General features: G+C 44.2%; 16 protein-coding genes. 3 read left to right on the top strand and 13 right to left on the bottom strand.

The window, feature by feature from the left end; translation table 11 throughout:
* Positions 1–36 precede the first annotated feature (36 nt).
* The 3 genes from fabD to JO154_RS24225 all read right to left on the bottom strand — a co-directional run bounded on the left by fabD (position 37) and on the right by JO154_RS24225 (position 2,225).
* The gene (gene fabD, locus JO154_RS24215; RefSeq protein ID WP_291950978.1) at positions 37–933 is read right to left on the bottom strand and encodes an ACP S-malonyltransferase; all 897 of its coding nucleotides are present in this window, start codon (positions 931–933) and stop codon (positions 37–39) included.
* A gap of 242 nt (positions 934–1,175) precedes the next feature.
* Positions 1,176–1,712 carry a GTP cyclohydrolase I FolE gene (folE, locus tag JO154_RS24220; protein WP_291951615.1) on the bottom strand — a complete coding sequence of 179 codons (537 nt, stop codon included), beginning with the start codon at positions 1,710–1,712 and terminating at the stop codon, positions 1,176–1,178.
* 99 nt (positions 1,713–1,811) lie between these two features.
* Positions 1,812–2,225, bottom strand: a complete 414-nt coding sequence (locus JO154_RS24225) for a 6-carboxytetrahydropterin synthase (RefSeq protein WP_291950982.1) — start codon at positions 2,223–2,225, stop codon at positions 1,812–1,814.
* A 116-nt stretch (positions 2,226–2,341) separates the two neighbouring features.
* Here JO154_RS24225 and mqnB point away from each other — a divergent pair, with 116 nt between their 5' ends.
* On the top strand, positions 2,342–3,049 hold the full coding sequence (gene mqnB, locus JO154_RS24230; RefSeq protein ID WP_291950985.1) for a futalosine hydrolase: 708 nt from the start codon (positions 2,342–2,344) through the stop codon (positions 3,047–3,049).
* Positions 3,050–3,052: 3 nt separating this feature from the next.
* Positions 3,053–3,850: a 1,4-dihydroxy-6-naphthoate synthase gene (locus tag JO154_RS24235; RefSeq protein ID WP_291950989.1), complete on the top strand. Its 798-nt coding sequence runs from the start codon at positions 3,053–3,055 to the stop codon at positions 3,848–3,850.
* Between the two features lie 34 nt (positions 3,851–3,884).
* Here the strand turns inward: JO154_RS24235 and JO154_RS24240 are convergent, their stop codons facing one another.
* The 10 genes from JO154_RS24240 to bamD form a co-directional block, all read right to left on the bottom strand.
* On the bottom strand, positions 3,885–5,198 hold the full coding sequence (locus JO154_RS24240) for a deoxyribodipyrimidine photo-lyase (RefSeq protein WP_291950993.1): 1,314 nt from the start codon (positions 5,196–5,198) through the stop codon (positions 3,885–3,887).
* 2 nt (positions 5,199–5,200) lie between these two features.
* Complete coding sequence (locus JO154_RS24245; protein ID WP_291950996.1) at positions 5,201–6,040, bottom strand: aminotransferase class IV; 840 nt, start codon at positions 6,038–6,040, stop codon at positions 5,201–5,203.
* A gap of 125 nt (positions 6,041–6,165) precedes the next feature.
* A complete protein-coding gene (locus tag JO154_RS24250; RefSeq protein WP_291950998.1) occupies positions 6,166–7,536 on the bottom strand; it encodes a DUF5723 family protein in 1,371 nt (456 codons plus the stop codon).
* Between the two features lie 163 nt (positions 7,537–7,699).
* Positions 7,700–8,356, bottom strand: coding sequence for a 3-oxoacid CoA-transferase subunit B (locus JO154_RS24255; protein ID WP_291951000.1), 657 nt, complete (start codon positions 8,354–8,356; stop codon positions 7,700–7,702).
* Between the two features lie 3 nt (positions 8,357–8,359).
* Positions 8,360–9,052 (bottom strand): CoA transferase subunit A, encoded by a 693-nt coding sequence (locus tag JO154_RS24260; protein WP_291951003.1) that lies wholly within the window; start codon positions 9,050–9,052, stop codon positions 8,360–8,362.
* A 26-nt stretch (positions 9,053–9,078) separates the two neighbouring features.
* Positions 9,079–9,564: a DUF4296 domain-containing protein gene (locus JO154_RS24265; protein ID WP_291951006.1), complete on the bottom strand. Its 486-nt coding sequence runs from the start codon at positions 9,562–9,564 to the stop codon at positions 9,079–9,081.
* A gap of 71 nt (positions 9,565–9,635) precedes the next feature.
* The gene (locus tag JO154_RS24270; RefSeq protein WP_291951010.1) at positions 9,636–10,553 is read right to left on the bottom strand and encodes a DUF4835 family protein; all 918 of its coding nucleotides are present in this window, start codon (positions 10,551–10,553) and stop codon (positions 9,636–9,638) included.
* Complete coding sequence (gene coaBC, locus JO154_RS24275) at positions 10,546–11,766, bottom strand: bifunctional phosphopantothenoylcysteine decarboxylase/phosphopantothenate--cysteine ligase CoaBC (RefSeq protein ID WP_291951013.1); 1,221 nt, start codon at positions 11,764–11,766, stop codon at positions 10,546–10,548. The genes JO154_RS24270 and coaBC overlap by 8 nt, the downstream gene beginning before the upstream one ends.
* An 82-nt stretch (positions 11,767–11,848) precedes the next feature.
* The gene (locus tag JO154_RS24280; RefSeq protein WP_291951016.1) at positions 11,849–12,190 is read right to left on the bottom strand and encodes a DNA-directed RNA polymerase subunit omega; all 342 of its coding nucleotides are present in this window, start codon (positions 12,188–12,190) and stop codon (positions 11,849–11,851) included.
* Positions 12,159–12,995, bottom strand: a complete 837-nt coding sequence (gene bamD / locus JO154_RS24285; protein WP_291951019.1) for an outer membrane protein assembly factor BamD — start codon at positions 12,993–12,995, stop codon at positions 12,159–12,161. The genes JO154_RS24280 and bamD overlap by 32 nt, the downstream gene beginning before the upstream one ends.
* A 490-nt stretch (positions 12,996–13,485) precedes the next feature.
* On the opposite strand from bamD, the gene mraZ reads away from it, so the two are divergent.
* Positions 13,486–13,953 carry a division/cell wall cluster transcriptional repressor MraZ gene (gene mraZ, locus JO154_RS24290; RefSeq protein ID WP_291951021.1) on the top strand — a complete coding sequence of 156 codons (468 nt, stop codon included), beginning with the start codon at positions 13,486–13,488 and terminating at the stop codon, positions 13,951–13,953.
* Positions 13,954–13,955 lie beyond the last annotated feature (2 nt).

Raw genomic sequence — 13,955 nt, forward strand, 5'->3', positions numbered from 1 at the left:
ATTCCCCTTTTTGGATTAGGTGGCGCTGGCGCCAGATTATTTATTCTCGATGCCGTTTACCACGGTTTCTTTGTGAATTTTCTGCACCAGTCCCTGTAATACTTTACCAGGGCCTACTTCGGTGAATTCGCCTGCACCATCGGCTACCATTGCTTGTACGGATTGTGTCCATCTTACAGCGCCGGTTAGCTGATCAATCAGGTTTTGTTTGATTTCAGCAGGTTCGGTAACGGCTTTAGCCACTACGTTCTGGTATACAGGGCAGTTAGGTGTGTTGAAAGTAGCTGTTTCGATAGCTGCTTTCAGTTCTTCTTTGGCAGGAGCCATCAGCGGAGAGTGGAAAGCACCACCTACAGGCAGTACCAGCGCACGTTTTGCACCAGCAGCTTTCATTCTTTCGCAAGCAATTTCAATTCCTTTAATAGAACCGGAAATTACCAACTGACCAGGACAGTTATAGTTTGCAGCTACTACTACTTCGCCGGTTTCAGCGGTAACGGCAGCACAGATTTCTTCAACTTTTGCATCTTCCAGACCGAGGATAGCGGCCATAGTGGAAGGTTGCAGCTCACATGCCTTTTGCATAGCATTGGCACGGATGGCTACCAGTTTCAGGGCCTCCTCGAAAGACAGAGTGGCATTAGCTACCAGGGCAGAGAATTCTCCCAGAGAGTGACCTGCAACCATGTCTGGCTGGCCATGCTCTGTGCAAAGGAAACCAATTACGGCATGCAGGAATACGGCAGGCTGCGTAACTTTAGTTTGCTTCAGATCTTCTTCTGTTCCGGAGAACATAATATCGGAAATACGGAAACCCAGGATTTCATTGGCGCGCTCGAACAGCTCTTTAGCCTTGGCATTGGTGTCATACAGGTTTTTGCCCATTCCCGGGAACTGTGAACCTTGTCCGGGAAATACGAAAGCATGCTTCATTTTGGTTATCTTATTAAGATGAATATCAAATAAAAATTATTTCAAATATACAAATTAGGGGCTGACCACAAAGTCAATGCAGCATCTTTACAATATCTGCGGCAGCAACCCGCGCGCAGCGCGGAACTCCGCACGTTGACACCGAAGGTGTCAACTTATATTGCCAGATAGCGGTAACGCCTCGCTGATTACCTGACTTTTTGGTCAGCCCCTAAAAAAGGTGATGAGGGAAGGGATCATTCCTATCTACCGATCAGTTTAAGGAATTCCGAACGGGTAGGTTCCTGTAGGAATTGACCGCTGAAAGCAGAAGTGGTGGTTACCGAATTTTGTTTTTGTACACCACGCATCATCATGCAGAGGTGTTGTGCTTCGATAACTACGCCTACTCCTTGTGGTTCCAGGGCTTCCTGGATAGCATCCAGGATCTGGTGTGTCAGGCGCTCTTGTACCTGCAAACGACGTGCAAACACGTCTACTACGCGGGCCACTTTGCTCAGACCAGTGATATAACCATTCGGAATATAGGCTACATGCGCTTTCCCGAAGAAAGGCAACATATGATGCTCACACATGGAATATAACTCAATATCTTTCACAATCACCATTTCACTATATGCTTCCGTGAACTTAGCACCATGGAGGATAGCCCTTGCGTCTTGCTGGTAGCCCTGCGTAAGATATTGCATAGCTTTCGCCATACGCTCAGGAGTTTTCACCAGACCTTCCCTTTCCGAGTCTTCTCCCAACAATTCCAGGCACTGTTTGTAGTTTGCCATCAGACCTGTGGTTGTCTGCTCGTCATAGCTGTCATTCTTATGATACGCCATCCTTATATGTTTTAGTTCGAAAATGCTTGGCCTGTCTGATGGTACTTTTTACTTACCACCAAAGTATTCCACATATATACGTGGAGTTTCATACAATTTGATGCAATGTAGCTGTATTTCGGATGGCAGATGCATGGCTAACTGGTCCCAGATGGCAATAGCAAGATTTTCGGCAGAAGTAAATTTACCCGCCATAAAATCCACATCCATATTCAGATTTCTGTGATCGATCTTTTCGATAATTACATCCCTGATGATTACTCCCAATGTTTTAGCATTGAAAACAAATCCTGTTTCAGGATCAGGATTGCCTTTTATAGTGACATGCAGTTCGTAATTATGCCCGTGCCAGTTTACATTGGCGCATTTTCCAAAAACTTCTTCGTTCTTTTCTGCACTCCAGTTCGGGTTAGACAACTTATGCGCTGCATTAAAGTTCTCTACTCGCGTTAAATAAATCATTATTGCAAATAAATTTTGCGCAAATTTACCACTATTCCATGAGTGTATCCAAATAACCACGATTCTTGTCAATTGTTTTACACTTCAGCCATTCTTTTTTGACGTACATTTATCCCATGAAAATACTGGTCACAGCAGCTACCACACTGGAAATCCAGCCATTCCTGCAGTTCCTGGAGCATAATAGCCAACAGGTTTCAAATCATAAATACCGATTATCTGTTTGCGAAATAGATATCCTCATTGCGGGTATAGGTATGATGCATACCGCCTATAGTTTAGGGAGATACCTGTCGCTCCATACACCCCATGTCGCCATTCAGGCGGGTATTGGAGGAACTTTTCGGAAAGATTGGCCACTGGGCAGCGTTGTAGCCATTGAAAAGGAATACCTCGCAGATCTAGGTGCGGAAGATAATGATCAGTTTAAAGATTTATTTGATATAAACCTCTGGCAGCCAGACCAACGGCCCTTTACAGGGATCAGCTTGGTAAACAATTTCAGTTCATGGCCTTTGCCCATCGAACTACCCGCTGCCACAGGCGTTTCTGTGAACCTGGTAAGCGGCAGTGCCCCTACCATCGCTCGTTTGGAAGCCAAATACCAGCCGGAAGTGGAAAGCATGGAAGGTGCCGCATTTCATTTTGCCTGCCTAGAACAAAATATTCCTTTCCTTCAACTACGTAGCCTTTCCAACTACGTGGAAGTCAGGGACAAAAGCAAATGGCAGATACCACAGGCCGTGAAAAGTCTCAATGAAACGCTGACCAATACCATTCAGCAATTGACAGAACATTATGCTGTTGCAATTAAAAACTTTTGATATATGCATTTAACGCTTGGCTTTTCTCCATGCCCGAATGATACTTTCATCTTCGATGCCATGGTGAATAATAAGATTGATACGAACGGATTTACTTTCGACACGAACCTGGAAGATGTAGAAACCCTCAACAATTGGGCTATTCAAGGCAAACTCGATGTTACTAAACTCTCATTTGCCGTATACCTGAAAGTAAGGGATCAATACGAACTCCTGAACAGTGGTAGCGCACTTGGTCGCGGCTGTGGGCCACTGCTCATCGCGAGAGACAATATCTCCCTGGATGATATTAAAAACAAAACCATCGCCATCCCTGGTGAAAATACCACGGCTAACCTCCTCTTCTCCATTGCTTTCCCAGAAGCAAAGCTGAAAAAGATCATGGTGTTTTCAGAAATCGAAAATGCAGTACTTAACGGAGAAGCCGATGCCGGCGTGATCATCCACGAAAACCGTTTCACTTATCAGTTGAAAGGACTCAAAAAGTTGATGGATATGGGCGAATACTGGGAACAAACTACTGGTAATCCTATTCCATTGGGCGGCATCTTCATCAAAAAGAATATCGACGCCGAAAAACGCGCTGCCTTGGATCAACTGATCCATCAGAGCCTCCAGCATGCATACGGTGAATATCCTGTATTGTCTGATTATGTGAAATCACATGCACAGGAAATGGATGAACAAGTGATGCGCCAACATATTGATCTGTATGTGAATAACTTCAGCTTAGATCTTGGCAAAGAGGGACATGCAGCCGTAGATGCGCTGATGATGGCAGCAGGAAAAGCAAGAAACTAACTAAGATAAAAGGTCCGGAAGTTCCGGACCTTTTTCATTTATTTTTCAACGCAGCACCGTAGACTTCCAACGCGCGCTTTCGTGCCGTGTCATGGGCAATTATTTGTGGTGGATAATCCGCTGTACCCAGCTCTGGTACCCACTTTCGGATGTAAATATTTTCTTTGTCGAATCGCTCCGTTTGCAGACTGGGATTAAATACCCTGAAATAAGGGGCCGCATCACATCCCGACCTAGCCGCCCATTGCCAGTTTCCATTATTACTAGCGAGATCATAATCCAACAACTTAGCAGCAAAATAGGCTTCTCCCCATCTCCAATCAATGAGTAAATGTTTGGCCAGAAAACTGGCGGTGATCATGCGCACCCGGTTATGCATAAAACCGGTGCTGTTCAGCTCTCGCATGCCAGCGTCTACAATGGGATAGCCTGTTTTCCCTTCACACCAACGACTAAATTCCTCCTCATTATTTCGCCATACAATACGATCATATTCCCGCTTGAAGGAATGCCCTACCACATGTGGAAAATGCCAGAGTATCATCTGATAGAATTCCCGCCAAATGAGTTCATTGACAAAAGTATCATTCAAGTCGAGCGCCAATTGCATAACCTCTCTAATACTGATCGTACCAAATCGAAGATGCAGACCAATCCTCGTAGTGCCTGTTAGGTACGGATAATCACGTGTCTCCCGATAATCACTGATAATATCCTCATCCAGTTCAGCAGCAGGAAACTCCGTATTATCAGGCTTTTCAAACCCTAACTTAGTCAGCGAAGGAAGGGTTTCACTCCGCGCCTTAAACAGATACGAAAGATATTTATCTACCGGATAAGATTTTAGATGAAATGGCGTCAGCACAGACCGCCATTTTTTACTATAGGGAGTAAAAATCGTATATGGTTCACCGTTATCTTTTAAGACTTCTTTTTTATCCAGTATCACTTGGTCTTTGAAAGTTAGGAAACCAATTCCTTGCACTTCCAACTCCTTTGCCACAGCGGCATCCCGCTGACGTGCATAAGGTTCATAATCGTGATTGGCATATACTGTGCCTACCTGGTATTTTTGGGTCCAGTGGCGGAAGGCCTCCACAGGGGTACCATGATATATCTCGATGGTGGAACCGAAATTTTTCAGTTGCTTATTGATTTGTTCCAGCGTATTGTGGATAAACAATACCCTTTTATCTGCTTTATCTTCGAGGTCATTTAGAATATTTGTATCGAAGATAAATACAGGCAGCACGGGCTTTCCAGAGCGGAGCGCATGATAGAGCGCAGCTTGGTCTTTCAGCCGTAAATCACGGCGGAACCAGCAGATATTAACAATAGGAGCGGCCATATTCAGAGGATGTTTTCATGCAGCAATTCATGGAGCACCGCGGCTGTTGCATTCCCATAACTATTATCGCGGAAGGTACCTACCCATCGGATACCATAAATGGCATTGGTGAGAAATATTTCATCCGCATTTTCCAGATCCTCTATTTCCAGGGGTCTCTCTTTCACTTTGAATGGCAGTTCAGCCTGCAATAAATACTTGCGAATCACGCCACAGACAGGGCCTTCAGACAACGGTGGCGTAAAAACTTCCTTATTTCGAACAATAAATACATTCGCAATGGTACTGTCTGCAATGCGGCCATATGGATTTTGAAGAATCGCCTCATTCAACTGATGCTGACGGGCATACATAGCAGCCATTACATAAGGCAGACAGTTATTCGATTTTATGGAAGAAAGTTTATCACAACCCTTTTTGACATCCGGGTAAATATCCGTTATCAAGCCACTCTCATTCAGTTCTAAAACAGATCTACTGAGCGGCCATGCCTGTATAACGAAATTGGGTAAATTATTGATAGGATCGTATAAACCGCCATCAGAGCGGAATACAGCCAGTCTTACTCTCGCCAAATCTGTTAGTTTATTTTTCTCACATAAATCTGTGATTGACTTGACGAAATAAGACCTTGTTAAAGCAGCGGGAATGTCAAAATGAAGTAGGTGAAGAGTGGCCATTAATCTTTCATAGTGCAGATCGGCCAATAGCACATTTCCCTGGTAGACTTTCAGCGTTTCAAAGCATCCATCTCCATAACGGAAAGATCGGTTATCAGCTGTAAAAACAGGCTCTCCGGCTGGAATAAATTTGCCGTTATAACTAAGGTATCCAACTTGCACTTCTAACACTTTTAGCAAGTTGTAAGTTACCCTATTTTTTCCGATTTAAATAAGCCAGGATGCAGCTTTTTTGTTAATATCCAATGTCTTCCATTGTAACAAAAAAGCTGCATCAAGGTTGAAAATTATTTGTGCGAGAGTCGTCCGAAACGCACGCCCACAAAGAAGTCTGCCTGGTGCGCACCACCCATTGCGGTGAGTAAACTACCACTACCCAAGAAGAGTGGGCCTATGCGCAAACTTGCGCCTGCATTAAACTTCGTCAGTGTATTGTAACTTAATGGCAAGAAGAATCCGAAGATACGACCATCATAACGCGGCGTTACAGAGAATCCGCCGAAATACTGACTGTTAAAGGCTTTGCTTTTAAGGCTAGTCAACGAAAACTGTACGTTACCATTCACAAAGAATTTATCCTTGATGTGATAATCACCATCCAACTGCATTCTGCCTGGCAGACTTACATTGTAAGTAGATTTATCATTTTGTCTGTCAGCCGTAAAATATTGCGGGTATTTATTCAATGTTGATTTGTAGTTATCGATACCCACACCGTCGAGATTGCTGAGGTAGAAGTTTTGGCCGGCAGGAATATTGATCGCGAAAGTACCGCTTCTAGTAATATCACGATCATATTTGATACTACCGATATCCGTGAGGGACAGACCTAAACGGAATTTGTAATCGTTGCCTCCACCCGGACGATATTCATATACCGCACCCAGCTCAAAGCCAACGCCACGGCCTATAAATTGGATATTATCATTATTATCTCCGGAGAAGTTGATACCCGCAAAGTTGGTGCCGATAGTACCCGTTGCATTTGTCAACGCTGCATCTTGTTTCGCTTGATCCGCGATGATAGTGCCTTTCAGGTTATCGATTTGCAGACTGCCATTACCTACGCCACTCAGGTATTTCAGGGTCACGCCACCTTTCAGGTAATGTGGTCCGACCTGAATAATTTCTCTCGCTACAGATACATTGTATTCTGCCCAACCATTCACACTTACCCGCATTTTGTCGTTAGAAGCAATGGTGTAAGGTAGATCAGGGTCATTGTTCGTAAAATCGCGGGAAACCTTATCTGCAAGCTTACCATCGAGGTTGGAAACATTCGCCATTACTCTTACTCTGCTGGTAAAAGCGAAGGTGAATTTTTTCACTTTAAACATGAAAGAAGGCACATATACTTGTGCATTCACCAAGGCTTTGACAGTGCCGCTATTCTGGCCAAAGAGCTGGCTTTTGAGCGTATCGCTGCCGAAGGCAGTACCGATGTTACTCAGTTTGTATTTCACCTGGTTATTGCCAACAGACGCGTTGACACCAATGATATTCACATCCCAGTTATAGCGGCTGTTTGCGATATTGGCAGGGTTGCCATATACGCTGTAAATGCCTGCATAATTACTAGAATGGAAACCGGGGAGATCCTGGGATTTAACAGCAACAGCACTGCATACCAGGAAAAGAAGTGTAGAAATTCTTTTCATAGGTTGGGTATAGGTTTAGGATAAATTTGGGGCACAAGATCTAATAAATATTCAATTATTCAAGCATATGTAACGAATTAATTTCACTAGAAAAGTAAAGCCTTCCGCGGTAACAGAAGGCTTTACAATTAGATATTTGCATTTCGGCGTATAGCCGATACTGTTATATTTTCATTTCTGGAACATCACCATTGATAGTGAGTCGGCCAGCAGTTTTAGCTTTGATTTCTTCTACAGAAACGCCTGGAGCCCTTTCCAGCAGCAGGAATCCGCTTGGTGTGATTTCCAGTACTGCCAGTTCAGTAACTACTTTGCGAACGCAGTTTACACCGGTGAGAGGTAAAGTACATGCAGGCAGGAGTTTGCTCTCGCCTTTAGGATTGGTATGCATCATCGCAACAATAATATTGCGTGCAGCGGCCACCAAGTCCATAGCCCCACCCATTCCTTTCACCATTTTACCTGGGATTTTCCAATTGGCGATGTCTCCCGTATCAGAAACTTCCATCGCGCCTAATACCGTCAGATCTACTTTTCCAGCCCTGATCATACCGAAACTTTCTGCTGAATCAAAGAAGCTACCGCCAGGGATGATGGTTACTGTTTCTTTTCCTGCATTGATCAGATCCGCATCTATTTCTTCTTCCGTAGGATACGGTCCCATGCCCAACATTCCATTTTCAGACTGGAGCATAATACTGATACCTGCGGGAACATAGTTGGATACCAGTGTTGGTATACCTATGCCAAGGTTTACATACATACCGTCTTGCAATTCCTGTGCGATTCTTTTGGCGATGCCATATTTATCGAGGGCCATAGTTTAGATTTTTACCGTTTTGCGTTCAATCCGTTTTTCATAATTACTACCCTGGAAAATGCGGTGTACATAAATTCCGGGAACATGGATCTGGTCTGGGTCCAGCTCACCTGGTTGAACCAAGTGTTCTACCTCTACAATGGTGACGTTGCCGGCTTTCGCCATTGGCACGCTGTAATTGCGGGTAGTTTTGCGGAATACCAGATTACCCATGGTATCGCCTTTCCAGGCTTTTACAATGGCAAAATCTGCATGCAGCGCCATTTCCATCAGATAATGTTTACCGTCGAATACGCGTATTTCTTTTCCTTCTGCTACTTCAGTTCCGTAGCCAGCAGGGGTAAAGAATGCAGGAATACCCATGCCAGCCATCTGGATACGGGTAGCGAGTGTGCCTTGGGGGATTAGGTCGACCTCCAACTCTCCTGCCAGTAATTGTCTTTCAAACTCTGCGTTTTCTCCTACGTAAGAAGACATCATTTTGCGGATTTGTCTTGTCTTCAGCAGCAATCCCAGCCCGAAATCGTCCACACCGGCATTGTTGGAGATACAGGTCAAATTTTTAACGCCTTTTCTTACCAACGCAGCAATACTGTTTTCAGGAATACCACATAAACCAAACCCTCCCAGCATTAATGTAGTACCATCCGTGATATCCTGGATGGCCTCATCTGCATTTGCGAATACTTTGTTCATGTTTTGGTGTTTTTATTTATAGCAGCTTATATCTTCTGGCGTTTGATAAATGGTCTGATGGTATCGCTATTGGCCTTCAGCAGGATAGCCCTTTCAGCATATGGGAAAATGGTACGTAGTCGATATGCCGCAGGAGCAGACATCTCGCCCATATCCGGCGCTTTATTCTTACGGGCCATAATATCGGCCTGTACGGTGTTCAATACTTCCCGAAGTCTGTCTGGATGCGCTTCATACCAGGCATAGCTGGTGGTGAATTCTTTCACTGTGACATGATTCAAATCCAGTACTTGTTTAGAATACACCTTAATTTTTTCCTGGCGCAGCGAATCAAATAGGATTGGCTGATCGCTGGACACATTATTACCATATGCTTCCGCAATGGTCAGATCTCTCAGCACAGCACTCATTTTATCTGGCGGCATAATACCCTTTGGAGTTCGTTCTGCATCGCCGCAGGCGAATAAAAATATCATACAGGCCGCTGCACTGAGTTTCTTGAAATAGTTCATGTTAGCTTGTCAATTGTAGCTTTTTGCCAAAGCGTAAAGCTATCAACATTTGCTGATAAAATAATACGGGACTAACGCATCTGCTGGTATCTACCCGCATTGGGAATATCCATTTTGGCCAGCATTTCCGCTGCGCGCGATTTTTCTTGTGGCATCGCCTTGGAGAAAATCTTCAGCAGTTCATCGCCTTTCGCAGAATAGAAAGTCTGCATCAGCATTGAGTTCGGAACATCCTGGTAAATAGCATATAACAGGTTAATACAATTCATGATAGCGCTACGGCCCGCGTTCACATCTTCATACATTTGATCAAGTCCCATCCGATGGTATTGATACATCACATCATGGAAGTTATTAAACTTCACATTCAGCAGATTATCCGTCAGCCAGTAGCGGTTACGTTGACTTTCAAAAGCTTTCCATCCTGACACATCTTTCCCATCTGGGGCATTAATCACGATATTCTGGGCTTTTTTGAAGAAACCATCGCCACCACGGGGAGAGAAGGAATCAGCATCCATACCCAGCACCACATACACGTAATAGGCCACGATGGCTGTCAGGTTGGCCGCCAGTGGATCGCTACCGCCTACACGGTTATCATTGAACTCCAAGGGTTGGAATTCCGTGTAGCGGAACAACACATTATTATCTTGGAGATTGAATATGCTGGTAACATAGCTGCTGTTATAAACAGGTCGTGTAGCCTGAATGGTTAGTGTGCCGCGATAAACATCTGAGCTGGGCATTCCTGTCAGGTTCAGCATCACGTTACATTCAATCCTTTCCGACGGTGTATAGGAATCATCTGCCCATCGGCGATTGTTGATAAATTCCTTCAGGGAATTCTGTAGGGTAGTAAAAATCTTTTTGTCCACACCCTGGAGCTGGTTGGCTACCACTGTTACGTTGGCACGCAGTTCCTGTGCGCTGGCGCCAGTGTACAGCAATGAACACAGGAGCACCAATACTGATAAGCATTTAAGCATGTTGCAGTTCGATTATAGCAGAAACAATATCCTTAGCTACTTCCTGTTTGGATTTCAGGGGGAGACTGCGTTCACGGCCTTTGCGATCAAACAGGGTAACTTTGTTGGTATCATAGTTGAAACCGGCGCCCGCATCTGCGAGGGAATTCATCACGATCATATCCAGATGTTTTTCTCGCAGTTTTTTCAGCGCGTATTCCTTTTCGTTGTTGGTTTCCAGGGAAAAGCCTACCAGCATTTGCTGAGGGCCTTTATTGTTCCCTAAAGTGCGAAGGATATCATGGGTTTTCTCCAGCGCAATGTTGAGTTGTTCTTCTCCTTTCTTAATTTTTCTATCTGCCGTATGTACCGGGCGATAATCTGCCACAGCAGCTGCTGCCACCACAATATCAGACAGCGGATAAGCTGCAATCACAGCATGGAACATCTCCTCCGCTGTTTGGATACGCGTTGTTTCAATACCTGCATGATGGGTACTGAGAGAAGTGGGGCCGAGTACGAGTTTCACTTGGGCGCCTGCATCCGCGAGGGCTTCCGCGATAGCGATCCCCATTTTACCACTAGAGTGATTGCTGATATATCTTACAGGGTCAATATGTTCAATAGTAGGGCCGGCGGTCACCACGGCCAGTTTTCCGGCCAGGGGCTTAGTTCCTATCGCAGTACTGAAGTGACGACGGAGGAAAGCCACAATGCTTTCAGGTTCCGCCATGCGACCTTCGCCTACCAGTCCACTCGCCAGTTCGCCGGAATCCACTGGTATTTGGATATTACCATATGAGATCAGGTGTTGCACATTTCTGCGGGTAGCGGGATGATGCCACATATCCTCATCCATGGCTGGCGCGAAGATCACGGGGCAGGTAGCGGAGAGGTATACCGCCATCAGGAGATTATCGCAGGCGCCTTGGGCCATTTTAGAAATGGTATTGGCAGAAGCAGGAGCAATCAGCATTACATCTGCCCATCGGCCCATTTCCACGTGGTTATTCCAACTGTTATGGTCACTAATGTGAAGAGGGACTTCATTTTTAGATAGGGTGGCCAGCGTGAGAGGTGTGATAAAATCAGCAGCGGCTGGGGTCATCACTACTCTCACGTGAGCGCCTTCTTTTACGAGGAGACGCACGATAGTAGCAGCCTTATAGGCGGCGATACTGCCGGTTACCCCCAGCAATATTTTCTTGCCTTGCAGCATTTTGGTATTGTCCATGGACATCATAGAGAATAAAAAAGCGGCAGAGAAATATCTGCCGCTATGAAAATAGTATTTTTAAATGAAAGCATGTCCAACATTAGCTGAACAGGTCATCATCATTTTTACGGAAATAGATCTTGTTATCCAGGAATTCCTGAGTAGCCTGGATAGCAGGATTAGCCATTCTTTCGTAGAAGCGGCTGATCTCGATCTGCTCTTTATTTTCGTGAACTTCCTCCAGATTATCTGTATGGCTGGCAAACTCTTCCAGTTTGGAATGGAGCTCCTCTTTCACGGAAATATTGATCTGATTGGCGCGTTTTGCAATCACGGCAATAGATTCATATAAATTTCCAGTTCTGTTCTTAATATCGGTAGTATTTCTGGTTTCTACCCATGGATTAAGACTACTGGTTAGACTTCGCTTTATTTTGCTCATTTTCCAGAGTTTTAATGTTTGATTGTGCTAAGGTATAAAATTTTTCGGCATCTCCCTTCAGTTTGCTGTTTGGATAGTGATCGGCGAAATCCAGGTATTCGGTAACCACGGTTTCGTAGCGTTCTTTTTGTTTATCCACCACACTGTTTTTAGCGTATTGATAATAAGCCCTGATAGCCATTATCTTATAGCTGTCCGATTTATCGGAATCGGGATAGTTGCGCATGAGTCCTTTGAAGGCGATACCGGCTGCTTTAAAATAACCGAGGTTATAATATAGTTCAGCGGCATTGAATTCTTTCTTTTCCAGTTTACGGCGGCAGAGTTCAATCACGAGGTTGGCTTCTGCCACTTTAGGCGCGGAAGGGTAGTTATTGATGAAGGTTTGCATGGCGGCGATCGCTTTACCGGTATTGGTTTGATCCAGGGATACCTTTGGCGACTGCTTATAATAGCAATATGCCTGCATATAATCTACTTCTACTGCTCTTGGGCTGTTCGGGAAGAGGTCCAGATAGTTTTTAAAGTTAAAACCTGCCTGTACATAGTCCTTCAGATTGTAGGAGCAGTAAGCCATATTGTAGTAAAGTCCTTCGAATTTATCGGTACCCTTGTATACCTGCAGGAGTTCACTATAGATAGTGAGTGCAGTGTTATACTTTTTCTTCTGGTACATCTTATCGGCGTATGCCAGCTTCTTTTCAAAGTTATTACTTTTTTCTATCCTGCGTAACTCATTGTTACAGGAAGAGAAAGCAATTACACTAATGGTAAGGAGACTAAAGTACAATAAAAATTTCCGCATAAAAGAGTGGCAAAATTAAGAATTAAATGTAAATGTAAGGTAGGGAGATTTTCAATGCTGTTAAAATTTTGCAAAAGAGGCGATTAAATCGACGAAATGGGAGTTCGAGGAGATGGGATAGAAAAAGAAATGAAATATTCAAATATTTTTTTTTGATGATAAAAATTGGGGGATTGACGGCCCACAGATTAGAATTAAAATCCACATATAAATTTGGTTTGGGTGAAAAATTCCCACTGATGGAGAAGAGCGAAAGCTGAGGACTGGAGGGCTATTCACTCCTTGTAAACATCCTCTCAGATATTATTAACACATTATCCACATATATCCACAAGTAATACACACAACACCGCACATAACAGGGGTGAAACTCAATCTAAGAGGGCATTCTTTTCTGTGGAAAAAATTTACTAAGTATTTTTTCGTTAAAAAGTGGGAAAAAGTGTTATTTTGTGTTAGAAAATGGATTTCAAGGACTTTACCCCATGGTATGACTGGATTTCTCGGTGAATACGAAGCAACGCTGGACGCAAAAGGGCGCTTTCTGTTACCTGCCGGATTCAAGAAGCAGTTACATGAAGGTGCCGGGGGGCAGTTTGTAATTAACCGAGGGTTTGAGAAATGTTTGTCCCTGTATCCGATGAATGAATGGCAGCCCATTTTCGAACGCATTAGCAAGCTGAATGACTTTGACCCGAAGGTAAGGGAATTCAGGCGCTACTTTCTAAACGGAGCTACCATACTGGAGCTGGATAGTGCAGGAAGATTGCTGGTTCCAAAAAACCTGCTTTCTTACGCAAATCTTGACAAGGATATTATTCTGGCTGCGGCCACCAATAAAATCGAGATCTGGGACAGTGCAAAATACCAGGAGTTCTTTGAAAATTTCTCACCGGGAGCCTTCAGTGATCTGGCACAACAGGTAATGGGAGGAGGAGATAATAACATCACAATTTAAAT

This window comes from Chitinophaga sp., assembly GCF_019236475.1.
GTDB lineage: Bacteria > Bacteroidota > Bacteroidia > Chitinophagales > Chitinophagaceae > Chitinophaga.